The 24,984-nt window shown below is 50.8% G+C and carries 31 protein-coding genes and 1 pseudogene; 18 read left to right on the top strand and 14 right to left on the bottom strand.

Annotation, left to right across the window (positions count from 1 at the left end; genetic code table 11):
• Positions 1-9 precede the first annotated feature (9 nt).
• The 9 genes from AAC599_RS18750 to AAC599_RS18710 form a co-directional block, all read right to left on the bottom strand.
• A complete protein-coding gene (locus tag AAC599_RS18750) occupies positions 10-303 on the bottom strand; it encodes a hypothetical protein (protein ID WP_340151926.1) in 294 nt (97 codons plus the stop codon).
• On the bottom strand, positions 296-616 hold the full coding sequence (locus tag AAC599_RS18745) for a hypothetical protein (RefSeq protein ID WP_340151925.1): 321 nt from the start codon (positions 614-616) through the stop codon (positions 296-298). The genes AAC599_RS18750 and AAC599_RS18745 overlap by 8 nt, the downstream gene beginning before the upstream one ends.
• A 25-nt stretch (positions 617-641) precedes the next feature.
• A complete protein-coding gene (locus AAC599_RS18740) occupies positions 642-1,184 on the bottom strand; it encodes a hypothetical protein (RefSeq protein WP_340151924.1) in 543 nt (180 codons plus the stop codon).
• A 34-nt stretch (positions 1,185-1,218) separates the two neighbouring features.
• Positions 1,219-1,455 carry a hypothetical protein gene (locus AAC599_RS18735; protein ID WP_340151923.1) on the bottom strand — a complete coding sequence of 79 codons (237 nt, stop codon included), beginning with the start codon at positions 1,453-1,455 and terminating at the stop codon, positions 1,219-1,221.
• A gap of 235 nt (positions 1,456-1,690) precedes the next feature.
• The gene (locus AAC599_RS18730; RefSeq protein WP_340151922.1) at positions 1,691-2,155 is read right to left on the bottom strand and encodes a hypothetical protein; all 465 of its coding nucleotides are present in this window, start codon (positions 2,153-2,155) and stop codon (positions 1,691-1,693) included.
• Positions 2,156-2,356: 201 nt separating this feature from the next.
• Positions 2,357-2,548, bottom strand: a complete 192-nt coding sequence (locus AAC599_RS18725; protein WP_340151921.1) for a hypothetical protein — start codon at positions 2,546-2,548, stop codon at positions 2,357-2,359.
• The gene (locus tag AAC599_RS18720) at positions 2,545-2,841 is read right to left on the bottom strand and encodes a hypothetical protein (protein WP_340151920.1); all 297 of its coding nucleotides are present in this window, start codon (positions 2,839-2,841) and stop codon (positions 2,545-2,547) included. The genes AAC599_RS18725 and AAC599_RS18720 overlap by 4 nt, the downstream gene beginning before the upstream one ends.
• A gap of 111 nt (positions 2,842-2,952) precedes the next feature.
• Positions 2,953-3,141 carry a hypothetical protein gene (locus tag AAC599_RS18715; protein ID WP_340151919.1) on the bottom strand — a complete coding sequence of 63 codons (189 nt, stop codon included), beginning with the start codon at positions 3,139-3,141 and terminating at the stop codon, positions 2,953-2,955.
• Positions 3,142-3,674: 533 nt separating this feature from the next.
• Entirely contained in the window at positions 3,675-3,923 is a 249-nt protein-coding gene (locus AAC599_RS18710; RefSeq protein ID WP_340151918.1) for a hypothetical protein, read from the bottom strand.
• Positions 3,924-4,320: 397 nt separating this feature from the next.
• Between AAC599_RS18710 and AAC599_RS18705 the strand changes: the two are divergent.
• Both AAC599_RS18705 and AAC599_RS18700 read left to right on the top strand, forming a co-directional pair.
• Positions 4,321-5,048: pseudogene (locus AAC599_RS18705) on the top strand (IS701 family transposase); the annotation flags it as partial.
• A gap of 252 nt (positions 5,049-5,300) precedes the next feature.
• Positions 5,301-6,080, top strand: a complete 780-nt coding sequence (locus AAC599_RS18700; RefSeq protein ID WP_007092481.1) for an IclR family transcriptional regulator — start codon at positions 5,301-5,303, stop codon at positions 6,078-6,080.
• Between the two features lie 84 nt (positions 6,081-6,164).
• Here the strand turns inward: AAC599_RS18700 and AAC599_RS18695 are convergent, their stop codons facing one another.
• Positions 6,165-7,565 carry an FAD-binding oxidoreductase gene (locus AAC599_RS18695; RefSeq protein WP_052268446.1) on the bottom strand — a complete coding sequence of 467 codons (1,401 nt, stop codon included), beginning with the start codon at positions 7,563-7,565 and terminating at the stop codon, positions 6,165-6,167.
• A 212-nt stretch (positions 7,566-7,777) separates the two neighbouring features.
• Here AAC599_RS18695 and AAC599_RS18690 point away from each other — a divergent pair, with 212 nt between their 5' ends.
• From AAC599_RS18690 to dmpG, 5 genes are all read left to right on the top strand, one after another.
• Positions 7,778-8,785: a TRAP transporter substrate-binding protein gene (locus AAC599_RS18690; RefSeq protein ID WP_007092483.1), complete on the top strand. Its 1,008-nt coding sequence runs from the start codon at positions 7,778-7,780 to the stop codon at positions 8,783-8,785.
• Between the two features lie 132 nt (positions 8,786-8,917).
• Entirely contained in the window at positions 8,918-9,400 is a 483-nt protein-coding gene (locus tag AAC599_RS18685; RefSeq protein WP_007092484.1) for a TRAP transporter small permease, read from the top strand.
• Positions 9,397-10,680, top strand: coding sequence for a TRAP transporter large permease (locus AAC599_RS18680; RefSeq protein WP_007092485.1), 1,284 nt, complete (start codon positions 9,397-9,399; stop codon positions 10,678-10,680). Before AAC599_RS18685 ends, AAC599_RS18680 begins: the two co-directional genes overlap by 4 nt.
• Positions 10,681-10,703: 23 nt before the next feature.
• Positions 10,704-11,615, top strand: coding sequence for an acetaldehyde dehydrogenase (acetylating) (locus AAC599_RS18675; RefSeq protein WP_040109951.1), 912 nt, complete (start codon positions 10,704-10,706; stop codon positions 11,613-11,615).
• A 10-nt stretch (positions 11,616-11,625) separates the two neighbouring features.
• Positions 11,626-12,666 (top strand): 4-hydroxy-2-oxovalerate aldolase, encoded by a 1,041-nt coding sequence (dmpG, locus tag AAC599_RS18670; RefSeq protein ID WP_007092487.1) that lies wholly within the window; start codon positions 11,626-11,628, stop codon positions 12,664-12,666.
• A gap of 660 nt (positions 12,667-13,326) precedes the next feature.
• Here the strand turns inward: dmpG and AAC599_RS18665 are convergent.
• The 3 genes from AAC599_RS18665 to AAC599_RS18655 form a co-directional block, all read right to left on the bottom strand.
• Positions 13,327-14,019: an RES family NAD+ phosphorylase gene (locus tag AAC599_RS18665; protein WP_007092576.1), complete on the bottom strand. Its 693-nt coding sequence runs from the start codon at positions 14,017-14,019 to the stop codon at positions 13,327-13,329.
• A complete protein-coding gene (locus AAC599_RS18660) occupies positions 14,016-14,666 on the bottom strand; it encodes an MbcA/ParS/Xre antitoxin family protein (RefSeq protein ID WP_254843755.1) in 651 nt (216 codons plus the stop codon). Before AAC599_RS18660 ends, AAC599_RS18665 begins: the two co-directional genes overlap by 4 nt.
• 275 nt (positions 14,667-14,941) lie before the next feature.
• A complete protein-coding gene (locus tag AAC599_RS18655) occupies positions 14,942-15,580 on the bottom strand; it encodes a recombinase family protein (protein WP_340151917.1) in 639 nt (212 codons plus the stop codon).
• A gap of 191 nt (positions 15,581-15,771) precedes the next feature.
• Here AAC599_RS18655 and AAC599_RS18650 point away from each other — a divergent pair, with 191 nt between their 5' ends.
• From AAC599_RS18650 to AAC599_RS18600, 11 genes are all read left to right on the top strand, one after another.
• Entirely contained in the window at positions 15,772-16,047 is a 276-nt protein-coding gene (locus AAC599_RS18650) for a hypothetical protein (protein WP_340151916.1), read from the top strand.
• 48 nt (positions 16,048-16,095) lie between these two features.
• Positions 16,096-16,914 carry a TIGR02391 family protein gene (locus AAC599_RS18645; RefSeq protein WP_340151915.1) on the top strand — a complete coding sequence of 273 codons (819 nt, stop codon included), beginning with the start codon at positions 16,096-16,098 and terminating at the stop codon, positions 16,912-16,914.
• 74 nt (positions 16,915-16,988) lie between these two features.
• Positions 16,989-17,594, top strand: coding sequence for a hypothetical protein (locus tag AAC599_RS18640; protein WP_340151914.1), 606 nt, complete (start codon positions 16,989-16,991; stop codon positions 17,592-17,594).
• A gap of 32 nt (positions 17,595-17,626) precedes the next feature.
• Entirely contained in the window at positions 17,627-18,073 is a 447-nt protein-coding gene (locus tag AAC599_RS18635) for a hypothetical protein (RefSeq protein ID WP_340151913.1), read from the top strand.
• Between the two features lie 6 nt (positions 18,074-18,079).
• Entirely contained in the window at positions 18,080-18,400 is a 321-nt protein-coding gene (locus tag AAC599_RS18630; RefSeq protein ID WP_340151912.1) for a hypothetical protein, read from the top strand.
• Between the two features lie 60 nt (positions 18,401-18,460).
• A complete protein-coding gene (locus tag AAC599_RS18625; protein ID WP_340151911.1) occupies positions 18,461-18,772 on the top strand; it encodes a hypothetical protein in 312 nt (103 codons plus the stop codon).
• Positions 18,773-18,808: 36 nt separating this feature from the next.
• The gene (locus tag AAC599_RS18620) at positions 18,809-19,324 is read left to right on the top strand and encodes a hypothetical protein (protein ID WP_340151910.1); all 516 of its coding nucleotides are present in this window, start codon (positions 18,809-18,811) and stop codon (positions 19,322-19,324) included.
• A gap of 80 nt (positions 19,325-19,404) precedes the next feature.
• Positions 19,405-19,719 (top strand): hypothetical protein, encoded by a 315-nt coding sequence (locus tag AAC599_RS18615; protein WP_340151909.1) that lies wholly within the window; start codon positions 19,405-19,407, stop codon positions 19,717-19,719.
• A gap of 55 nt (positions 19,720-19,774) precedes the next feature.
• Positions 19,775-20,278 carry a S24 family peptidase gene (locus tag AAC599_RS18610; protein WP_340151908.1) on the top strand — a complete coding sequence of 168 codons (504 nt, stop codon included), beginning with the start codon at positions 19,775-19,777 and terminating at the stop codon, positions 20,276-20,278.
• A gap of 302 nt (positions 20,279-20,580) precedes the next feature.
• Positions 20,581-21,777 (top strand): Y-family DNA polymerase, encoded by a 1,197-nt coding sequence (locus AAC599_RS18605; RefSeq protein WP_340151960.1) that lies wholly within the window; start codon positions 20,581-20,583, stop codon positions 21,775-21,777.
• Positions 21,778-21,885: 108 nt separating this feature from the next.
• Positions 21,886-22,023, top strand: a complete 138-nt coding sequence (locus AAC599_RS18600; protein WP_340151907.1) for a hypothetical protein — start codon at positions 21,886-21,888, stop codon at positions 22,021-22,023.
• A gap of 260 nt (positions 22,024-22,283) precedes the next feature.
• Here the strand turns inward: AAC599_RS18600 and AAC599_RS18595 are convergent, their stop codons facing one another.
• Positions 22,284-24,896 carry a hypothetical protein gene (locus AAC599_RS18595; protein WP_340151906.1) on the bottom strand — a complete coding sequence of 871 codons (2,613 nt, stop codon included), beginning with the start codon at positions 24,894-24,896 and terminating at the stop codon, positions 22,284-22,286.
• Between the last annotated feature and the right edge of the window lie 88 nt (positions 24,897-24,984).

Below are 24,984 nucleotides of genomic sequence, written 5' to 3'. Positions count from 1 at the left end.
CAATATCCCTTATTTGGAATTTTGGTTTCGATAAAATGGACCATAGACCGATTCAATAACTGGATCAGTCCAGCCATGCTTGCGCATCCTATCAAACAGCTTTTTGGGAACAGAGCTCTCTTGTTTCACACCTCTTAGAGCAATAGTCTTTTCACGCCATTTCTCAGGAACTGGCGCGTCACTGCCTTGCGCCACGAATGCTTCCAGTTCTTTGCGATCCTCTGCATTCAAGGCATTCCACAAGGCTGTACGCTCTGGTGTCCAGGCATTAGGTCCAAACTTTCCAACTCCGCCTTCAGACATCTGTGATTTGTCCCTTATTTGGAGCCGTTTTCGGATCGGTGTGCGCGTCTTCTTCGCGCAGCGTCTTGACTGTTTCGGTAAACAGGTTCTCGAACCGCTCACGATCCGCCGTGATGTTTTCCTGTGCATCGCTGTCATATTGCCGATCAAGTTTGAACGCCAATTCTTCCCAAAATGCTTTCACACCCCGCGCCAATTGCACGCTCGGTCCTATATCGCGATCATCCGTATCCCATGCAATCGATGCGATGCGCTCTATTTGGGCGCGGGCGATATCAGTGACTTCGCGATAACTCAGCGTTTTACGTGACATTTCTCTCACCCTTCTTGCCGGCCCCCTACGGTCGGAAATAAAGCCGCCAGTCAAACCATCGAGTGCGGCTGGTCGATATCCCATAGTAGTTTCTCGCCAAAGAAACCAAATCGGGCACTTCAGCCAAGTAGATGTGGTTAACAAGGTTTGTATATTGCTCAACATCTTCTTGCGAGGCGGTGTCAGGCCACCAAACCACGCTACTGCGCAGTCGGTGAAGCTTCTTAAGGCTGGCCTCAACTATCTCAACTTTTTTGAGAACATCGCCATAAAAGATATCTTCCATTGCACGCTTCGTTCGCCAAAAATCCGCGTAGATATTGTTGAACGCTGGATCGTCTAACGGCTTCTCAACATTAATCGTGCCAATCGTTTTGATTATCTCTTCAACATTGGTCTGCAGATCGTCAGTTAGCTGGCGACGTACAGGAGCATGTTTCTCTCGGTCTGCCAGAGAATGTCGCCGAAATATGTATAGTGGACCAAAAACCAGAGGAGTCGCACCGAGCGCCCATGTGACGAATGTTTCCCACTCTGCAAAAGCAAGTGTCTGAATAGCGTCAACCATCAGTGATCCCTACCCGGCACAGCCTATGGCTCCCTTAGTTGGAATCTGTTTGAGGGTTGGACTGATCACCTTGCAGCAATCGCCGTTGCAATTCTTCAAGTGCTTGGGATGTGCCGGACATATCGCGAAGATGCTTCTCCAAGACCTCACATACCGCCAACCATGCATGATCGACACTCTGATCGAACGGTTCCGCTTCGGTTGCCGCTTGCCGTTCAGCGCGGGCCAGTGAGAGGCCGCGACGTACATTTTCTTCGGTCGCAAAATTCATTGGTTCGCTCCCTTAAATGGAAAAAAGATCATTGGTCATCTCGGTGTCTATTCTGAATGGCCAAAATACACGTCACCAACCCTAGAGCCAGAACTACGACCCCGATCAACGATGCATAGAGAGGTTGATCTTCGAAATTGATTAAAACTGACGCTGCGACCCCCATGCAGATTGCTGCAACGATCTCTGCTACCAATGGGCTCACTTTTGAGAGAATTCTCTGCATCACTGCCCCTTATTTGGAATAACGGTCGCGCATACTGTCGATTTCGTCGATAGAGCGGCAGTTCGTGGCCAAGCGATCAGCGAAGGCTTTTTGAGTATCTGTATCCACGTCAGCCAAGACATAGCGCATCAGTTCAAATGCCGCGTCCGATGTTCTGGTCAGCGAATTTTGGGTCATAACCCGCAGGCCATATTTCCTTCCTTGTTCAGCAAGAAGTGCAATAGCCATCGCCCCGGCCTGCTTTACCAGCCGAATGTGCTCGTCAATGTCAATGGTGGCCTGTTCCATTTGCCACTGTATGTTGAGCATGTGATGGGTCTCATCGATATCTGAAAGCGCTTGCTTCAATTCGTCCACGTCAGTTGCATTGACGGTGATTACGCCATCTGCAGCACACGCCTGGTCCATCTTGTCGTGCCAGCCTGTGAGAAGATTGTGGGTGCGGTTAAGCTTATCTGGGTTTATGGCTGTCATGAGTGTCCCTTAGTTGGAATGTTGCAGGCTGGTATCATCATCTCGTGCTGGCCCGGTGCGAGTGTCTTGTCCCGGTTTTGCAATTCTGCCCGAGAGAAGTATCTCGAGGACTAATTATGATGGTTTTACCGGCTGCTACTTTACTCAGTTCCGCATTTTGATCTGTCGACGGCTTCGTCTCTTTGCTCATGATCATCTCCCTTATTTGGAAATAAAAACAATCATTGTTCCAGCGAGAGCTACAGCAAACCCGCTGCCATAGGGATCACCGGAACCAAAGACTGCGCTCCAAGTACTCATAAAGATACCAACGGCGGCAACTATCAATCCGAGAAGGGCAACAAGAGTGTGTGCCGTCGGCATCTCAACAATTTCTTTACTTCCGGAGTTCATCGGTATGTCCCTTTATTGGAATCGCGTTTCTGTGCACGCCATTGCTGATACTGAATGACGCCCATCGCCGTTACGGCGACAAAAATCGCTGTGATATATGGAACGCTTAGGGCCAGCGCCGGGAACCACGCAAAAATACTAATATGTGCAAAACCCAGGACGATCCAAACGTCCGATTTGCGAAAGTGGGTCAAGGTTCGCAAAATCACGTAGGCCAGAATACCGAACGGTAGGACATATCGCGGCGGGATAAGAATTAGCGCGAAAGGGCTTTCTTGTAGTAGTTCGAGCATGTGATTTAGTCCTTTATTTTCGTACCTAGCTCATTCAGTTGACAAAAGGGCTCATTTGGTTGACAGCCCCCCCCTAATCAGTTGACTTGGGTTTTACCAATATATCTTCCCTTAATTGGAATTAGTTTTCAGGCTGCTGTGCAGCTCATCCAGATCGTTGAGGGCTTGTTTAAGTTCCGCTACATCCGACTTGTTGACGCTGATAATCCCGTCACGGGCACATGCCTGATCCATCTTGTCATGCCAGCCTGTGAGCAGATTGTAAGCACGGTTCATCTTGTCAGGGTTCACTTCTGCCATTCTGATGTCCCTTACTTGGAATCTATTTGCGGATCGGCCCGTGAGGCTTCGATGTGGTGTAGCTCAGTAAATAAAGAAGAGTGAGACGAGATAAGCTATCGAGATAAGAAAAGCCGTTGGTAACATTTTCCTGCCGACGCGACTAATTTGGTCGCCGGCAAGAATACCAGACCCTGCCATGAGCAGGAACCAAACGCCAATGATATGCCAAAGGTAGATCATCGAGCATCCCTTAACGGCTTGGTGTTTCCGGAGCAAGGGCACATATTTCTACCGCCATTTTCTTCCAAGAATTAGCCCCCATTAATTTGAACGTGGCGGATTGAGAGTGGTTTTCTTTGTTTAGCCAAAAGAAATGGAGGGACATGTTCTCGTCAGACCATAAGTCGGCCTTAATGTCTTTGTTATCGGAAAGATATATGGACTGGCCATTTACATAATAATCAGTAGGCATCAATTGGCGTAATTGGTGATTTCTCCGACCTTGACGTCATCCGGTGCCAGTCGCTTCAAGTGATCATCATTATTTTTGATCATTCATCGGTTCCCTTTCTCGCCTGCGCGGCTTTATCTGATTTCAATAGGAGATAACCTAAGTGCATTAGAACTAGACCCAGAACGAACCACATAGAAAGTAATGTGGCCTTCAAGCCCGAAAATCCTAGATAGGTGAAGACCATCCCAAGTATGATGCCAATAAATAATCCACCTAGACCAATTAGCCCACACGCTAAAAAATTATTATTCCTCGCTGTTTTCGGTTCATCATTATTTTTGATCATTCATCGGCTCCTATCTGGAATCTGTTTGCGGATCTTCTTGGGCGGCATTGCGCTCTTAAGGATTCTCTTAAGTTGTTTTGTGTTGAATGCTGATAAAAGTTATTAAAGATCACGCATACGGCTCTGGAAAAGGTGACACAATATCTCCCTTAATTGGAATGCTCTAACGGATACCATCGCACTCTAAGTGACCTGAGTGCGACTGACACAATGTTCCTGTCAGTCGATCAAGGTGGTAATATCCTGTGATGTGCTCGTATCTAAACATCATCGTCGCCCAGAGAAGTGCAGAGAAGCCCAGTATTAGGATAGTAAGGCATATTGGGTTTCTAAGAAGGCTCATCTGTTGTCCCTTAGTTGGAATCCGATTTCGCGGGGATATTGACGCTGGCGGTATTCGGCTCGCGGCCACGCGTTTATCGATCATGCCTTGTATCTGCCGAAGAGCTGGACGAGTGATCCGGCACGACTTACCGCAACCCATGTTCCTGAATTTGTAAATTTCGCCACCAAGCCAGCCTTGGCAGTTCAAATTATACAGCGGACGCTGGCGGCCGACGTCCCTTTCTCGTGGGTCGCAGCGAACGCGGTATATGGGGTTGGTGACGTTGAGCAGGCTCTGCGCCGGGCCTGCAAAGGCTACGTTCTCGGCGTGAAATCGGACCATTACTTTGGCTCTTGGGCAGGCAAGGCGGAAGAGATTGCACAGGGCCTTGATCCAGGCGCATGGAAACGCCTTTCCGCTGGCGAGGGCACAAAGGGTGCCCGCCTTCATGACTGGGCCTACTGCGAGCTCGCCGATCTCGAAGCCGATGAATATGACGAGACAAAATCAGGCGTGTGGACCCGGGGCCTCCTGATCCGCCGTAACATCAGCGACGGTGATCTGGCCTACTTTACGACCTGGTGCCCGGCGGGCACGGAAATACAGGCTCTTGTCTCCGTCGAGGGCCGCCGCCGGGCGATCGAAGACAGCTTCGAAACGACCAAAAACGAGCTTGGCCTCGATCATAATGAGAGCCGCTCGTGGCATGGCTGGCCTTCGCCATGATGGCGGTGATCCGATACCGCACCAATGACGTGACGCCCCCAAAAAGATCGAGGATGCGGACCATCGGGATCTGATCCGATGGTCAATTCAAGAGGTCCGCCGGATCGCCAACAAGCTTGCCCAACATCGGATCGAACCCGCAGACATCATCGCATGGTCATGTTGGCGACGTGCCCATCAGGCCGCAGCCCAACGAGCTCACCTCAAACAAAAATCGCAACTGTAATGCTAACAATAAGCAGCTGAGAAAATTGTTTCCTATGATCTCTGGATGTTTGTTTAGATTATTGATAAAAAATTTGATTCGTCGTTGGGATATTGAGGACATGGTAGAAAAAACTAAACCGTTGAAAGACGAGCACGAACTGCAGGCTCCCAGAAGTCAAACGCTTGTGCGGGGGTTCCAAATTATTGACGCCGTGGCTGAACGCCCTCGCAATATTCAAGAAATTTCTTCAGTTACAGGGCTGACATATGGCACGGTGCATCGCATTGTTGCTGTATTACAAGAACAACGCTACCTCAAGCCCGAAAGGTCGCACGGGTTCACACTTGGCCCGCGGTTGATTGAACTTGGCTTTGCGGCCTATTCGCGGGTCGATCTTGTGCAGGTGGTCCGGCCATGGTTGGAGGAACTGTCAGATCTAACGCATGATACGGTCCATCTCGCGCGCCGCGAAGGATGGGAAGTTACCTATCTTGATAAACTGCCTGGTGCGCGGCCGGTAGAGATCAGTTCACGGGTGGGTGGTCGCAAACCTGTTATTTCAACGGGGGTCGGAAAGGCCTTGCTGTTTGATGAACCAGAGCTGGTTTTAAAACAGCTCTATGAGCAGGATGGTCACCTGTTGCCAGACCGGATGTCACAGAAAGAATGGCTGGCATTGATGGCGTCATACCGGGCAGAGGGTTATAGCTATGACCTTGGCGAAGATGAACCATCCATTCGCTGTGTTGCCGCACCCTTGCGCGATGCGACCGGGAAAATTATTGCTGCAGTTTCGGTTTCATCGACCCACGAATATATGTCACCGGCACGCATGCAAGAGCTGATCCCGCTGGTCAAGCGGATTGCGAAATCGATTTCGCACGAGCTTGGGGCATAGGGAACAGCAAATTAGAATTTGCCCTAAAAGCTGCCGCGGCTCCGTCGCAGCTTTTAGGGACACGCAAATCGCAAGGGCTCGTTTTTATGAAAGAACTTTCCCCGGGTTTAGAATTTCCTTTGGGTCAAAACTCCGTTTTAGCAGTCTCAGAGTTGCAAGCTCGGTTTCCGAGCGACTGTAAGAAAGCCACGGTTTTTTGTGTAAACCGATGCCATGTTCTGCCGACACCGAGCCGCCATAGGTGCGGATAATCTCATAGACCGCCCTCTCGATGTTCTTGCCTGTTGGATCAAATTGGTCGATGGGGCCGGCGACCAGATGAATATTACTATCCCCCGCATGGCCAAAAAAGACCGTCGGTAATTTGGGGAAAGCCTGTGTCAAAGCCGCACGAATTTCATCAACACAATCGCCGATGCGCGAGCGCGGTACAGAAACGTCAAAGCTGATGACAGGGGCGCGCAGGGACAGAATTTCGGAAACACCGTCGCGTAGCGACCAGAAGGTTTCAATCTCACGGTGAGACTGGGCAATTGTCGCATCGGAAATAATGCTGGTTTCAAAGGCTGTTTCCAGCATGGCTTCAAACGCTGATCTTTCACCATCCGGATCAGCCCCCTGCATGTCGATAAGGGCATAAAGTGGATAATCTGTCGCCAGTGGCGGCTTCTGACCGGTTCCATCAATAACGGCCTGATAATAATCATTCCACATCAGTTCAAACGCTGTGAGGCGGCCCGACAACATGAACTGGGCGTGGCTGATAAGGCGGGTAACTGAGTCAAACTCTGGCAGCGCAACCAATGCTGTATTGGCACCACAAACACCTGGATGCAGCTTGAGCACAGCGCGCGTGATAACGCCCAGCGTTCCTTCCGATCCGATGAACAAATGCTTGAGATCCAGTGCCGCATTATTTTTGGGCATACGGTTCATCATTGGCAGAATTGTGCCGTCGGCAAAGACAACCTCCAGCCCAAGAACAAGATCACGCGTCATGCCGTATCGAATGACACGGTTGCCCCCGGCATTGGTCGAGATATTGCCGCCAATCTGACAGGAGCCGCGCGCACCAAGATCAAGTGCAAAATAATATCCTGCATTCTGTGCCGCGTCCTGAATGCGCTGCAAGATGCAGCCCGCCTCCACGACCATCAGGCTCGAAGATGTGTCAATTTCCTCAATCTGGTCCATTCGGGCCAAAGACAGCAACACCGAACCTTCCGAAGGAACCGCCCCGCCAGCAAGTCCTGAAAGTCCGCCTTGGGGCACAACAGGAACGTGGTGCTGATGGCACAATCTCAGAACTGCGGATACCGCGGCGGTGTCGCGCGGAGTGACCAGTGCACAAGGCGTTCCGCCACGTTCGGTACTCCAATCACCCAAGGCTGATTGGGGAATGTTATCTGCATGTCTGAAATTGGCGGATCCGACAGCTTCCTCTAGCGCATGGTAAAAATCTTTGGGCAAAAATCTGGCTGGCATGGGGGATCTCCGGGACTTGGACGAGCCATAACGGGTAACTTATTTTTCACATATTGAAAATAGATTTTATTATTTGACAAATAAATGCATTTTCACTAAATCCAACAGATCGAAAAATACAGAGGCGGAGACCTCTGCTCAATATCCAAAAAAACAAATCAGGAAACACAGGACACCAAACTAGGGTGTTCGGATAAAAAGGGAGGACGACGATGTCGTTCAAGAAAACGGCGCAGATTATACGCGCAACTACTCTTTCCGTTCTGATCTCCGGTGCGTTTTTCGCATCCCAGGCACAGGCTGAGCCTGAAATTCTTTTCCGGGCGGCACATTCTTCTGCCCCGACATCGACCGGTCAGAAGGCATTTGAGTTCCTTGACAAGGAACTGCGCGAAAAAACAGATGGTCGAATCGGTTTAGAAATTTATCCCAATTCTCAGCTCGGCGGTGAGCGCGAGGCAATCGAGAACGTCCAATTAGGTAATATCGACCTGACCTTCGCATCCTCGGCTCCCGTCGCCTCTTTTGCCCCCGAATTCTTTGCCTTTGACATTCCCTTCCTGTTCACCAATCGGAAACAGGCTTATGCGGTGCTTGACGGTGAAATCGGCACCGAAATCATGAATTCGCTCAAAGACAAGGGTATTGTCGGTCTGGCATATTGGGAAAACGGTTTTCGCCAGTTGACCAACTCGAAAAAAGAAATCCGGACCCCGGATGACCTGGCGGGCATGAAGATGCGCACCATGGAAAACGAGGTCAATATTGCGACCTGGCGTGAGGAGGGTGCCAATCCGGCACCGCTGGCATTCAACGAACTGTTCACCGCCCTTCAACAGGGAATCTTCGATGCACAGGAAGGGCCGATCAACCTTTTCTATGACATGAAGTTCAATGAAGTTCAGAAATTCATCACCAAGACCAATCACATCTATTCGCCGTGGCCGCTTCTGGCAAGCCCGGACAAGCTGGCCACTTTAAGTGCAAAAGACCGTGTAATCTTTGATGCCGCAGTCAAAGACGCAACAGCCTACCAGCGCAAACTGGCCCAGGAAGCGGACGACAAAGCTGAAGCCGCGATGACGAACGTGAAGTTCACAACACTGACGCCCGAAGAACTGTCTCTGTTCGTTCAGAAGGCTGCTCCGATTGCCGATCTGGTCAAAGAAAAAGCCGGTGCAGATCTCGTCAATCGTCTGCTTTCCGCAACCAAAAAATAATCACCTGACAAAAGCGGGGCGTCAGTATCGGACGCCCCATCCTTTTTCCAGTCCCTGTACCGAAACTGCCAGATGCAGGATTGATCCACAGAAGTCACCCTGATCATTGATCGGCTGGCAAGGGAGGGATTCATGCTTAAACTTATTGATGAGCATTTTGAAGAGGCATTCACAGTGGTCCTTATGGCCCTGATGACAATCCTCATCGGTGTTCAGATTTTCATGCGTTATGTGATGGGGGCATCTCTGTCCTGGTCTGAAGAACTGGCACGATATTTCTTCATCTGGATGACCTATAGCGGCGTCGCTTATGCTATCCGCAAAAATGCTCATATTCGTGTGACCATGTTTGCCCACCTGTTGCCGCCAAAAGGGCAGGTATATTTGCGCCTGCTGACCCATGCCATTTTTGCCGGTTTTGCATGTTACGCGATGTATCAGGGCTGGTTCCTGATCGAGAAAACCTTTCGCTTTGGTCAAAAATCCGCCTCGCTCGGCATGCCCATGGCTTATATCTATCTCGCACCTTTTACCGGGTTTTCAATGGTACTGGTTCGTCTGGCGCAATCATTCATCTGCGAGCTACGCGACGGCACTGAAAGAGAGATGAAATGATTTCTCTCATTCTGTTTGGCCTGCTGGCGGTTCTTCTTTTTATCTCGGTTCCGATTGCAGTATCGCTAGGTGTTGCTTCAACGGTGGCGCTGCTTGTCTCTGGCAAGGTCTCCGGCAGTTATGTGCCTCAGGTGCTTGTTACATCAATTGACAGTTTTCCTCTGATGGCCGTCCCGTTCTTTATTCTGGCGGGCGATCTGATGGGGCAAGGGGGATTGTCTCAGCGCCTGATCAATGTCGCACGCCTTTTGTTTGGCCGTTATACGGGCGGTATGGCAATTATTGCCGTTGTGACATGCATTTTCTTTGCCGCCATTTCCGGTTCTGGTCCGGCAACGGTGGCTGCTGTCGGCACCATCTTGCTGCCTGCCATGGCAAGAGACGGCTATAAAAAAGGCTTCTCGGCCGGGCTTATCGCGTCTTCCGGGTCACTTGGCGTTATCATTCCCCCCTCTATCCCGATGGTAATTTATGCGACCTCTGCCAACGTGTCAGTCTCAAGGCTGTTCATGGGGGGTGTTCTTCCCGGATTGCTGATCGGCCTGACACTGATCACGTACGCATGGTGGAAATCACGGGCAGATGGACAAACCCCGAGCGATTATCATCCCTCGCGCAAGGAAGTGCTTGCGACCATCAACGACGCCAAATGGGCATTGATGGTGCCAGTGATCATTCTGGGCGGCATCTACGGCGGTGTTTTTACCCCGACCGAGGCGGCCGCAGTGGGGGTCATTTACGGATTGTTTGTGGGGGTCTTTGTTTATCGGGAACTCAACCTTAAAAAACTCTACCGGATCTTCGCCGGTTCGGCACTGACGTCGGCAACAATCATGCTCATTGTTGGAACCGCCACCATTTTTGGCCGCGCACTGGCGATTGAAGGCGTGCCCGTCATGCTGGCCCATGCCATCACGTCGATCGTGGATCAAACATGGCTTTTACTGCTGGCGATCAACGTGATCTTGCTGATTGTTGGCACCTTCATGGAAACGATTGCCGCCATTATCATTCTGACCCCGATTTTGTTGCCGCTGGTTACAGCGCTGGGTGTCAGTCCCGGGCATTTCGGCATCATGATGATCATCAACCTCGCGATTGGCATGGTTACGCCGCCGGTCGGCGTGAACCTGTTCGTCGCCGCACGTGTCTCGGACCTGTCCCTGGAAACCGTGATCAAGGGGGCAATCATACCGACATTGCTCATGATTATAGTGCTGATGATCGTCACCTATGTACCGGCTCTCACACTGGCTCTGCCTGCCGTCGTTGGCATGTAACTCGATGTTAAAGGATATACAAAATGACTAGGAAATTGCGGGCGGTGATCATAGGACCGGGCAATATCGGCACCGACCTTCTAATGAAAATGAAACGATCCGATTGGGTTGAACCCGTCTGGATGGTCGGCATTGATCCGGCCTCCGAGGGGCTCAACCGAGCTGCCGAGATGGGCATCAAAACCTGCGCAACCGGTATTGACGGGGTTCTTGAACATGTGATCTCCGATGATATTCGGGTCGCCTTCGATGCGACGTCTGCCTATGTTCATGCAGAAAACTCCCGCAAGTTGAACGAGCTTGGCGTGATAATGATTGATCTGACGCCAGCGGCGATTGGCCCGTTCTGTATTCCGTCAGTTAACCTTGCCGATCATGCCAAAAGCAACGAAATGAACGTCAATATGGTTACCTGCGGCGGCCAGGCCACCATCCCGATTGTTGCGGCCGTTTCACGTGTGCAACCGGTCGAATATGGCGAAATCGTTGCTGCGGTTTCGTCGCGTTCCGTAGGGCCGGGCACACGCAAAAATATTGACGAATTCACCAGTACGACGGCGGCCGCGATCGAGAAAGTCGGTGGTGCCAAACGTGGCAAGGCGATCATAATCGTCAATCCGGCGGAACCCCCGCTTCTGATGCGCGATACTGTGCATGTGCTGACTAAAAATGAACCGGATCAGGCTGCAATTATTGCCAGTGTCAATGCAATGGTGGCCGAAGTTCAGAAATATGTCCCGGGTTACAAACTGGTGAACGGGCCGATCTTCGACGGCAACCGGGTATCGATCTATCTCGAGGTCGAAGGGCTCGGTGACTTCTTGCCGAAATATGCCGGCAATTTGGACATCATGACGGCGGCCGCACTTCGCACTGCCGAACTTTTTGCTGAACAGGCCGATTGCGGCGCCTTCACGTTACCAGCACGTGGCTGAGGAGAGACAGATGAATATCGAGGGACGTAAAATCACCCTTCACGAAATGAGCCTGCGGGACGGTATGCATGCCAAACGTCATCAGATTTCGGTCAGTCAGATGATCGAGGTTGCCAAGGCCGCCGACGAAGCCGGTATGCCGTGGATCGAAATTACGCATGGGGATGGTCTGGGCGGAGCATCGGTGAACTATGGTTTCTCGGCCGCAACGGACGAGGAATATCTCTCGGCAGTCATCCCGCATCTTAAAAATTCCAAGGTCTCGGCACTTTTGTTGCCTGGTATTGGAACAATCGACATGCTCAAGCGGGCAATGGATTGCGGGATCGCCGGTGTGCGTATTGCCACCCATTGCACGGAGGCCGATTGCGCTGAACAGCACATTACCTTTGCGGCTAAAACCGGGCTCGATACAGTTGGCTTCCTGATGATGTCACATCGTGCCAGTCCGGAAAAACTGGTTGAACAGGCCTTGTTGATGGAAGGGTATGGTGCGAACTGCATTTATTGTACGGATTCTGCCGGTCATATGCTGCCGCAAGATGTCACGGACCGCATTTCCGCGATCCGTGCAGCCCTTCAGCCGGAAACCGAGCTTGGTTTCCATGGTCACCACAATCTTGGGATGGGCATTGCCAACTCTGTTGCCGCAGTGGCTGCTGGTGCGAACCGTATTGATGGCGCCATTGCCGGGCTTGGGGCTGGTGCAGGAAATGCGGCAACCGAACTTCTCGTGGCCGTGTTTGAACGCATGGGGGTCGAGACCGGCGTCGATTTATTCAAGATAATGGACGCCGCCGAAGACCTTGTAGTACCGATGATGGATCGCATGATTCGGGTGGATCGCGGGTCACTCGTCCTCGGTTATGCCGGTGTTTATTCCTCGTTCCTGCTGTTTGCAGAACGGGCTGAAAAGCGCTACGGCATACCTGCGCGTGATTTGTTGCTGGAACTCGGGCGTCGCGGCATGGTCGGCGGTCAGGAAGACATGATCGAAGACCTTGCACTTACGATGTCCAAAAATGCCGGAACGATAGTTTCGACAAAATGATCTTCCAGGGCTGATTTCGGAAAAGAGATCACTATTGTCAAAGAGTGTTAGGATGCCTCCATCTCTTATTAAACTTTGAGAATGTCTATATTGGCACAGTTGATGCGGTTGGTGGAGGCGTCCACCCCATCGCTTACGCTTCGGGTTGCGACGTAGCCAGGTCAACAACAAAGCGTAACCTGCTGCTGTTGGCCGCTCTCCATGGCCAGTTAAGCCCAATCGGAGAAGCCGCTCCTTCGTTATAGCATCAGGCAACCTCGTAATGACGCCTTCAGAAGAAAACACAGCGAGCGCTTCCCACTCTTCACGGGTGAGCAGATCGTAAAGTTGATCTGATGATGGGTGCGTGGCTTGCAATATCCCCTTCATTGATTGTCCCTTTTCTGGAAATCAGATCATGTTGAAATGACGAAGTGCGTCTTCGACATCTTTTCGCTTCCCTAAAGGACATGGCTTTTCTCGCCGAGTAGGATCAATCCGATTTGGTGCGATCCTCTTCGTCAACCCATGTTCAGCCATTACGTCAGCAATCCAGCAGGTCTGGGCCGAATATCCATGCTGATCCTTTATATGCAGTTGGATCTGTCTGTAAGTGGCCATCTGGCTCCTCCCTTATTTGGAATTGTTTACCTGTCCGCTTCAGATTCACAATGTGCGTCGCTAAACGCATTTGGCACTATAATGCGGCGATCCATCCCAAACGAGATCCCATGAGGCGCCCGGTCGAACATTACGAACAGTCGTAGGATCAAATACTACCAAGCAATCTCCCTCCGGGGCGCGCACAGAGGGGTAGATGAGGCCGATATGCTCATCAGCTATCAGCGCCTCGGATAGCGCCTGACCCTTTGGATAGCCCACTGCAGGATCAGCATGTAAGCACGGGTGATCTGGTTCATCTCGAATGTCAGCGAACTCGCCGATACAATCTGAAATGATCTCTACATAACGCGCTTTGTCCTCATATTTGCCTATATAGGAAAGCTCGCGCGTGCGATGGAACGCGACCTCTGCGATGGATACCTGAGTATACCAAGCAGAATACCAAGCGCCGCGTTGTTCGCCGTTAAACCGATTTCCGCCCGTCCGTGTATATGTGAAGGCGGCATTGATATGACTATTGCCATAAGCACTGATATCTTGTTGCCGTTTCCGCCATGCGAGCATCAAAGGGTCCCAACTGGGGTCGTTACCCTTTTCTGCCTCTAAGCGCGCACTGGTCTGCCCTTCGAGATCAGTCAGTAGAGCCATCTCTTCGTCGTTATCAACTAATCCTGAAAGAACGGGTGGCTTGTGGTAAGTCGCGGATATCAGACGGACTAGGCCACGATCCTTAAGCTCCGTGAGGATCATGATCCCCCCCGCAATGCATCAAGATATTGTCGAACGCGCAAAAGCGCAGGTAGCCCACCTTCGATCAAAACATCTATTGGCCTGGCGCCGCGGCACAGTGGGCCTACATTCGGCAATTTAATCCAGCTATGCGCAATCTTGTCATCAAAGTAGAGGTTCAACGATTTGTAGATGCCAACGATAGCACTCAATCGGAGAACCTGATCTTTGCTAAGCTTTCCAGAAAAGTTCGGCTTTCTAGCCCTCTTCCACGTACTGAGAGACATATCCACGAGGTTTGCGCTTTCCTCGATCGAGAGGCCCCATTGTTCACAAATGCGGTTGACCGCCTTGAGGCCCACTAACGCTTGCTGTTCGCTGACAGTGGAACTGGCCTTCTGCATTTCATTGGACAAAGGGACGGCAAGTAGGCCTGACAGTCCGATTGGCTTGATTTCTCCAAGCAAGCCTTCGTCCGAGTTGCCACCTAACTCACTTACAATCACCGGCCCGGAGGAAAGGTGCCTAAAATTTTCCTCCAGCTTCAGGTGCCTTTCGTAAAGCCGCTGAACCAACGGTGTAATTTTTCTGCCTTGCAAGTGCTTTCCCGGAATCTGAAGGTGCACAGTCCCCGCAGAACCGTGCTTCTGTTCTTCTATCTTAACCATCTAACCCTCCGCATTTGCCCTAGAATATAGTCCATTTGGACTGATTTGCAAGTTCATCAGGACCAATAGCCCCATTATCTGCCCATGCGAGCCGTCAAGAGTCCTAAAAAAGGAGAAGACCAGTGACGGCCATAGTTGAGAATGGTTTTATCTGGATGGTTCGCGTCCCTTAGTTGGAATTCGTTACTCGGCTGATCTGGTTACAAACCATCCGTTCTTGGTTACAAAAGGGCCAATTTCGGTGACAAATTGGCCTAATCAGTTGACAGAACCCGTCAATCCGTTGACTCCGCCTCTTCTTGGGCTCGTTCCCGCACATCAGAAATTGGGCCGAATTTACGGTTCAGCGTCGAGCGCGATATTCCATATTTGATTACTATTTCGGATGGGCTTGGCCCATTTGGATTGAACCATTCTTCACCCGCCGCTTTTAGCGCCTTTTTGTCAATCGATGGCGGGCGGCCGCCGAGATTTCCAGTAGCATTTCGTGCTCGGCGTGCTTTCGCTGTAATCTCGCTGGTAATTGCCGCCTGTGTCTTCTGAGATAGTTGTGCCAATCGCACTGCTATCTCCGCATCCGTTGGTTTCCACTGGTAGACTTCACCATCCGTCATGACCCGAAGACAGGCCTTTGATCGAGCAATTTCCTCGACCACCTGCATGGCATCCGAGGGCGACAGAAACATTGTCGGATAATCAGCGACAACGATTTCATCGCCCTCATGAAGAAGTCGCAACAACGCTTGCCTCTCCACCAAATGTTCCGCAGTCAGCCGGTGCGTTCCTGACTGTGGTGTGTCACGATAAACGGGGCCTTCCAGCGTGAAATCATCAAGCCCCGCCTTCTTCAACGCTTCCTCTTGTTTGGCTACAGAGGGGCCATTTCCTCGTTTGCGAATGTACCCGAACTTCATGCTTCCAGTATGTCCATAACTTGACCATCATTTAAGTATTGACGTTATGATATAAGTTATGAATACTACTTTCAATGGTTATTTCAATTGGGATGCACTTTCTTTGTGTGGCGCTACAGTGTCATTTAACGAGAAGCGCACCGGTCCCGACAGACACGACTATCACAATAAGTTTCAAGGACTTGGCAAGAATGGCATACCGGTATGAAACATCAAAAGACGAATTGATGGCCGAGTTGGTGCGATGCGCGTATCAGGATCGCACTGCCATGATGGACAGCTTGGCATCAGGCGTCCCGTTATCTGAACAAATGTCAGAAGATGAGTTGTTGTCGAAAATGAACGACAACGACCGGGACTATTATCTCGAATGCCAACGCTACTGTCGTGACTTCATTCGGATGAGCCACAATCTCAAGCTTGGGGTGTTTCACCCTTCTATCAGTCCCACAGGGGCCACAAAATGACAGATCAGACTTTTCCAAATAACGAGCAACAAGAATAGAGGATCTAAGTTGAGCAAGTATGTAACCAGTTGGTTGGTGGGTATTCCAGATAGCGATTCTGTTATTAAGATGGCAGTGGAAGAATTATCGCTCCGCTTTATTAAGGCAATGCGGGAAGATGATAAAATACGTCGCCTTCATGTTAATTCGGGTAACCAAACCGGCTATATACTGCAGCACTTGGTTAGAGAGGCTTTCATCCACTTTAGAGGTATTGGAAGTAAAGAGAAGAGTGAGTTAGTTCAAGCGATTTGCGAAGCTTGGTTTTGGCTTGAGACAAATGGCTTCTTGATCCCACAACATGCTCATAAATCTCTTGCTGGGGGCCAAACAGCCGAGATGACATCTTCTCGAATTTTGACGCGCTACGCCCAAGAAGTAGATCTCGATAGTAATGTTACAAAGCTGATCGTTTCCAGAAAGTACCCAAGAGAGCTATTCCATATTAGGTTGCGCGATGATGCGTGGTCTAGTTTCGTGCAGGGCAAGTTTTCAACCGCAGTATCAGAAAGCATGATTGCCGTTGAAAAGGCTGTTCGAGAGGCAGCTGGAAGAAATGTTGAAGGGCATGGCTCGCCTTTAATGCGCCAGGCATTCGGGGAGGAAGGCTGGCTTGGCAAGCCCAATCCAAGAGACAAAAGTGAAAAGCAAGAAAATTTGGATCTCGCTAATTTATTTGCCTCCTGCTTTTCAGTGTTTCGCAACCCTGCCGCTCATGGGCGTGCGAGCTACACAACTGCCGACGAGACCTTTGGGGTTCTAATGATTGCCAATCAATTGCTTAGAATGGTCGATACGTCCAAAATTCAGCAAGATAGCAATGACTAATAGCCACGATCTTCCAAATAACGAGCATCGATTGACGCGAACACTATCACAATGAATTTCAAGGAGTTAGCAAAATGGCGAACTCAGATTTTCCAAATAACGAGCAACGAGATGTCCTTAAAAGAAACTTTCAACGGTGCCAGGGAGATTTGATTCAAGCTCTGAATGGTATTGATCGCCCTATAGGCACTGCGGAAGAAATCGTTGAGCTTAAGCGAGCGGTTCTTCGATCTGAGCACGCTTGTATAAAGCATGGTGTTAGTGTGGAAACGGTGTGGGACTTTGCCGCACGAGAGCATGAAAAGCACCTTTCCTCTGTTCTGGATTATGCCAAAGAACAAGCACAGTTAGTCCCTGTGTTACCTAATGAGTTGCGAGACGTGCTTCCTTGGTTCTTGAGTATATGTGCCTTTGCATTTGCCTATGTTGCTTGGGGAAGTCTCGGGTGGGCGCTAATCGGTGGTGTCGCGGTATATCTCGGGATTACACTTTGTCTAATTGAGCTTCTCCCAACACCATCTATGAGGGTAGGACGGATGGCCGCAGAGCGTTCTGTCGATGTATCAGATATTTGGCCCACAGGAAGCCGAACATTGAGAGAGTACACGCTCGGGTACCGGTTAACGGAAATCCGTAACGCACGAAGAACCGGGAAACGCAACCGGATCAAAATTCGGTAGAGGGTTATTTTTCCAATTACCGAGCGGGTCAAATGATCGAGTTCAAGAAGCATATTACCCGATCTATGCTTTCCAGCGAGAGTTCAACTTTGTTTGTTTTTGGCGATAATCTCGAACGCAAAGGAATGGGCGGGCAGGCGAAAGAGATGCGAGGTGAAGTGAATGCTGTTGGCATTCCGACTAAGCGCGCTCCAGCAATGTCGTCCAGTGCATTCTTTACTGATCGAGACTTTGAAGAATGGAGACAGGCGTCTTTGCCGGACTGGCGAAGGTTGTTTGCGCATGCAAAAGTCGGCGGAAAGATAGTGTGGCCTGCTGATGGCATCGGCACCGGTCTTGCCCGATTGCAGGAAAGTGCCCCAACGATTGCTGCTGCAATTGAACGTAACCTTGCAGCACTAGAAAAAGTGGTTTCCTATGATCGATCAGAAATTTCAAAATTACGAGCAGACAAAGACAGCAGCTCTAAGGAGGAATAAAAACAGATGGTAAATCCAATTATCAATGTGGCGTTTTCTATGATTTGCAGCCTTCCAGGCGGATCACTCGCAGGGCAGGGACCGGCGACGCTTGGCGCTGCCTATGCGTTATATGTCGAGCATGGCGAACAGACGACCCAGACTGACGCCTTTTCGACACTAATTCGGGAAGGGCGCATGTGGACGACAGACGACCGGCAGAAAATTGAACTTTTGGGCGATCCTATGAAGCCTGAATTTTCGATGCCAGTGCGCTCCGAGAACGGCCAAACGTTTTATGTCGTTAGTGAGCAGATCGATTGCGGGTCGAATGGACAAGGCGAATGAAAAACATCACAACAGGTTTGACCGCTATCACTTTGTTTGCCGGTACGGGAGGTTTTCACAGTGGAAAAACTAGCCGATGCCATTCAGCGTGAATGGTGGGGAGCGCCGTTTATGTTGATAGGTTCGAACATGCTTCTTTATATGGGCCTCAACCCAGCGGAAGTTTGGCCGGAAAACAGTTGGTTAGTGCATCTAATCTGGCGCATCAACGGCCTTGGGGGCGGAGTTCCCGCGCTTTTTTACGCGGGGTGGTTGATGGCTTGGCAAATTCAACCCGAAAGGGGCACTGAGAACATTTACCCGGCTATCACCCGTTGCGTGACAGCCTACTTGACTATGGCTTTGTCCATACGTTTTCAAATGTGGCTATAGGGCGACAAAATGTTTGGACCAAGAAAGGTTGTTCTGATGATAACCACCCTTAAAGCCGCATGTGTTGTCTTGGGCATGATGGTCGGAACGGCCAGCGCCCAAACGCTTGATGTTCAAATAACGTCAATGACGAACACAGTCTTTCAAGCTGAATTCGTAGAACCAACCAGCGTCTTTCCTGTTGGAACCATCCTAGAAGGCTCGATTTTGCGGGGTGACGGGTTTGGTGATCTTTGCGTTGAATTGGTTCGCGCTGAAAAGTTCGACATGGCACCACAACCCAACGAGTGTCACGCGATTGGGCACGTTCCATTGAACGATTTGCCGGATGGTTCTTTTGAGTTGGTTTCTTTTGATGTGAGCAGGGTGTTTAAACTCACGATCCAAAGCCCATACCAGCGCGACTTTGGTTTTCTTGGCAAGGGTGACTGCATCATCAGTTACCAGAACGGCAACACAGAAATCGTTAGCCGCCATCGTCTGTCTAATATGTTGAACGGGTGGGGGGAGCCGCCTTTGCCGCGCAACAGTCAAATCGAGTGCCCGCAATGAAGATTTTGCACCGCACCCAACTTTTAAGCCGGGATCGGTCACTGCCACACGGCCAAAATACCAATGAAGCAACTTGAACCATGAAGCTTTCGAGCAATCCACTTATAGAAGACGGCCTGAGCGCAATCCGGAGCCTGACCAAAGAAGCCAACGAGACAGAGCCAAAGTTGACTCTACTCGAACAGTCTCTTGCCGATCGGTCTCTGCCTGAAAGGCCAAAGGACGACAGGTCACTGACAGCGGATGAGCGCAAAGCGATCCTGGACGCATATTCCGCATACGCAAATGATGAGGCGCGCTGTAGCGGTATGCGAAAACGTCTTTCCTTCATCCATTCGGAAATCAAACATTGGCAAGAGCGGATTGCAATTGCATCCCGGTCAAACGTCTCCTGATCCAAAAGATACAGCGCCCCTTGACTCTGGACATGATTAGGACAATGTTCCTGTTATGTTCCAATCCATCGCCAGATTTGCAAAGCTCAGAATGATCGCGCGCCCCTTGGCGCTCTCACGCGTGCCCGCAGGGTTTCCATCACCAGCCGAAGATTATGTTGATCGAGATCTGGATCTGAACGAATTCATTGAACATCCATCTGCAACATTCTTCTTTCGCCTTGAAGGCGACAGCATGTTCCCGCTCATGCGAGATGGTGATCTTCTGGTTGTCGATCGGGCCATTGTTGCAATTGAAAGTGCTGGTTTCACCCTCGTCAAAGGTGACTTGAGCGGGATTGTTAGAGCCCGAGAACTCTCGGAAGCAACGATGCGCAATATCCGGCAAAACCTCTTCTTTGCGATGGTCTATAACGCAGCCGGTGTGCCTGTTGCTGCGGGTCTGCTCTATCCGTTCTTTGGCATTCTCATCTCACCAATGTTTGCAGCTGCAGCCATGAGCTTATCCTCGGTATCAGTCATTGCGAATGCACTGAGGTTACGTCGAGCAAGTTACTAGCATCCCAATATTGACTGATTGGGCGAGGGGTGAACCAGACAAGGCTGACTTTAATACAAGACAGTTCACCCCTCGCCCATTTTAAATGACATACCAGCCAGCACTCAGAACTTTAAATCTCTTCTGATCCGTTCCCAAAATTCATCTGTCGACTTTTTACACTTGGTAGCCAGAAATCTATTTTCATCGAATTAGTGTTGATGCACTTATCTTCTAACCACCTATACAATTTGACTGAACAGTTTTTGCGTGAACAAAAATAATAATACATTTGTATTTACTCTTTTGAATCAGAGCTCTGAATAATAACGAACTATATCAAATGTAATATAAACAATGACGGGTGCGCCATTGCACGGAGCAATGAGGCCAAGGCTCTTGGCATCAAAATGGGACAACCGTTGTTCCAGATCCGCGATCTGGTCGAACAACACGGCGTTATCGTAAAGTCGAGCAACTATGCTTTGTATGGCGACATTAGCCGGCGCGTTATGGCGGTCGTGGCATCCGAGGTTGCCGAGAGTGAAATATACTCGATTGACGAGATATTCATCGATCTTGCCGGCATGAGCTTCAACCCAGTTGCCTGGGCGCGCAATCTCAAAGCAAGGATACTGCGTGAGACCGGAATCCCGGTGGGTATTGGTATATCGAAAACAAAAACCCTGGCGAAGATTGCAAACAAGCTGGCAAAGAAGTCCACCAAAGCAAACGGGGTTCTGGTTCTCGATGACCAGAGATGGATAGACATTGCGCTTGAGCGCACAGAAGTTGGTGATGTTTGGGGTGTCGGCCGTAAATATGCCCGGAAGCTGTCGGGCATGGGCATTGTGACGGCCCGGTATCTGCGTGATATGCCCGATCAGGTCGCCCGCAAGATAATGACTGTTGACGGGCTGAAAACCGTTCGTGAATTGAAGGGCGTTATCTGCATTGATCTTGATGATAGCCCCGCTCCACGCAAAACGATATGCGTCTCACGATCCTTCGGAACGGAGATAACAGACAGGGAAGTGCTTCGAGATGCCGTTTTTAGCTTTGTGAGCAGGGCATGCTCAAAATTGCGACGTCAGGATCTGGTTGCCTGCGGACTTGAGCTTTTCATTTTAAGCAACAGGTTCCGCACAGATCAGCCCCAATTTTCTCTTGGATGTGAGATCGATTTAACACCAGCCACCAATGATACACGGCTCATCGGTGCAGCCATCTCGAAGAAACTGGACACACTCTGGCGAGACGGATTGTCGGTAAAAAAGGCAGGTATTTTGCTTTTGGATTTGTGTCCGCCTGCGGATGCTCCAAGAGATTTGTTTACGGCTTCCTGCCTTTGCGAAAACCCGCTCATGGAGGCCCTTGATCAACTCGACAAGAGGTTTGGCAAGGAAACAGTAACCGTTGGCCGTGTCGCGCACGCAGACGGACTGGACTGGTTCACGACATCGAGCAAGCGATCACCTTGCTACACCACAAGATGGTCTGACCTGAAATCTGTCCGCTAAATCTGTTTTAGGCAGGACGGTTGACAGCCGACACAGCGTCATTGGGTTGTTTCTGTTTTTCTTATATGGGGCGCATTGCCTCATTATCTTGTCATAAGGGAGACGATCATGAAACGACCCGAGACTGAAATTGTCGTGCTGTTACGTCGCGTTCACTCTCTGATGAAAGAGGATCCTGTCAGATACCGCTTTGCGGTCCTGTATCTCGCAGCATGCCTTGAAACCGTGCGAGAAGACGAGAAGTAGAGCGTTGATGCGGGATCGGCTACCGGTCCCGCATTCGTGTCGTGTTGTGCTGTCTAGCCTGCTTTGCAATCAACATCCCACTCAGCGGGAAAAGCTTCATCAACGGGTCACGCCTCGAACCATTGAACCCCCTGCTTGCCATCGGGCTCTACGACAAAGCAGTTAACACTCTGTTCGCTCAATGCATTCCTGTTTATTCAGAAGCGATAAAAAAACCGGCGAAAGCCGGCCTTTTTATTTACTATTAATTCCTAGGATACCTAGCGTTTAGGTCCCCCCTTGCGCGCGCGTTGTTGGCCCGGCTGCTCATTGGATGAATGTAACTCAATTCCCTTGTTACGCATCACTTCCTGAAGAGCGGTCCTGCCTTGGGTCAAGTGCTGACGTTCCCTAAGATCGCGAGGTGTGGCATTGCCCCCTTTTGGCAATGTTTCGAGCGCATTTTGCGTCTTCTTATACATCCCTTTCAAGTCTTTGGCAGACAGCCCTTCAAGACGTTTCCGCTCATCCCCCAACAGCTTGTCTGTCGTTACCTTGTATGCAACAGACACACTTGGATTGGTTGCAGGTTGGGCCGATACGTTGACACCGGCCGTCTTGGATTTCAACACGTCCGCAACCATTAACTTGCCACGCATTAAACCATCGCGCTCAGCAGGTGTACTGGCAGAACGAAGGGCTTGTTCCGTCGCCTTGTGAATTTCTGACAGGTTTGAGACCGAGATGTCCGAAAGATCCCGTCTGGCAGCATCCTTCAGCCCGTCGTCGTTTGTATCGAGCACATAAGGCTTTGCCATACCGACTGAAGCCGCCATCTTGTCCAGACTGGCCGCTGGTGCTGTCGGCCGTGGTTCAGGGACATCCATACGTGCTGCGCTTGAGGATGATGGCGAAGGCGAGGGGGTGTTGCCGTCACGGGTCCGCTCAAACGGAAGAACCTTGCCTGTGCTTTTGACAAGTTCATCGGCAGCTGCACGCATATGCTGATCACCAGTCTGTTTAGCCACAGCAATAAACTCTTCGCGTTTGCCTGCATGCCAACTGCCATCCGACATCTGGAAAATCACGTCACCGGTTTTGAGCGGATAAACAAAAGCCTTGAGATCTCGGCGTCCGATAGCTGCATCAAGATCCTTGTCGATAAGGTCGCTGCTCCGCAGAAGATTAATATCGGCATTGTTCAGCGCGCCTGCACGATTGATTTCCCCGACAAGCCGTTCTGCCATCGGGCTTTTGGGACCAGAAGTGACACTTTGAAACGACTGGATCATCGCAAACGCTCCTGCTTCGTTGGCATCTCCCGCCAGAGGAAAGCCTTTGCCGGTGTCCGGATCATGCCACTTTACATCAAAGCGGCCGTTCTGTTCTTGTGACGCTGAAACCGCGACATGACCCTCATGTGCAGGCATCTGAGCACTTTGTTGGCGGTTCATTTGATTGGCGAACTCCTCGCGCGGTGAAGACATCACATTACGCGCGCCAGGATCTGGCATCTTGAACTCCCCGGCAACATTGTGAGAAGCACGTTTACGGTGTTCAGCCATCAAGGCGGTAAGTGCCCGGGTTAATTGCTTAACCTCGGCCCGGTCGCGCCGCTTGTGCTTGTTGCCTTTGGTTTGGCTGTGGGTGGTCTCGGCCGTCCCGCTGACATCCCGATATCGGAAGATGCGGTTTACCAGCGAATACTGTGCCCTTCGTTTATCCGCGAGTACTTCTTTTTGATGTCCGATGGCCAGCGCCAGCTCTTGAGAGGTCATTTTGGCGATCGCGGTGCGCACGCCATCGGCCCCTCCAGGATTGTCCTTTGGAAGAGGCATGCGAATGCCCGGTTTTGCCGCAATCCGCGCCGCGCGCGCGCCTACAGTGCCGTCCTGAGCCCGTTTCAGGACATCCTCAACTGACTGGAAGCCGCGGCCGTGCAAAAGGTTGGCGCTGCGTTCGAAGAAGGTACGGAAGGGCTTGAGGGCCTGCTCGGCCAAAGGCGCTGGTTTGCGCTTGTCGGCGACCAGGGCACTAAAGGCATCCGCAGCACGCGTTATCGTCTTATCTCGGTCAAAGGATTCCGTGCGGATACGGATCCCTGCCTGAATAACGACACCGTCTTCATCGGTCAGAGTGCCAACAGACGGATCTTCCGAATCTGGTGTTACCTGACCACCTTCAGGCACTTCTTCCCAGGTCTTGCCAGCATCTCGTGAAATCCGGGTGGCCAACCCAAAAGCCTGATCGAGCACTTTGCGTTGTTTCTCAGTCAGACCTTCCGCAACACTGCGAAACAGTTCTTTGTGAACCGCCTTCTTCTGGTCGAACTGGGAGGGGTCAAGCGAAAGCGCAATGGTTTGGCTCAGGGGATCAATGGACGGGTCCTGCTCTGCCATAAAGCCGCGCTCAACACCTGCCAGAGACATGGCCGGGTTAATCTGGCGCACCATGTTGGCAAGATCGTTGCGATATCCTTCAAGATCGGTGGTCTGGGCTTCAAGTTTAGCAAACCGCTCAGGGGGAACAAAACGGGCAAGTTGATCGGTCAGCTGCTGATCTTGATGCTCACGCACCCGAAAGTCCCGCAATGAAGAAACAAACAAGTTAAACTGTTCCGGCCCGACTTCCTTGCGAATAGCTTCGAGATACTCCGCATTCGGAGAGGTCTGCATGGAAGGGCCCCGGGCGGAAAACGTATCGAAACCCGGCAGCCACATTGCTTCAGCACTTTCCACAAGACGTTCGGCATTTTCCTTTGGAAAGCGACCGGCTTTGGTCAGCTCGTTCAACAAGCCGGCACGTTTGGCCACATAGTTTCGGCGGGTTTCACCAAACAGCATGCGTGACTGCAAATGGGCCTTCTCTAAGCGATCAATGTCCTGGGGCAGCATCGGCCAATCCTCGCGTTTAAAGTAATAACCTTCTTAAAACTATTATATCACAAGAAAAATCCCGGGGCATTTGAAAACGATGCAGGCA

It is taken from the genome of uncultured Sneathiella sp., from assembly GCF_963976355.1.
GTDB lineage: Bacteria > Pseudomonadota > Alphaproteobacteria > Sneathiellales > Sneathiellaceae > Sneathiella.
This window is presented reverse-complemented; position numbering and strand designations above follow the sequence as displayed.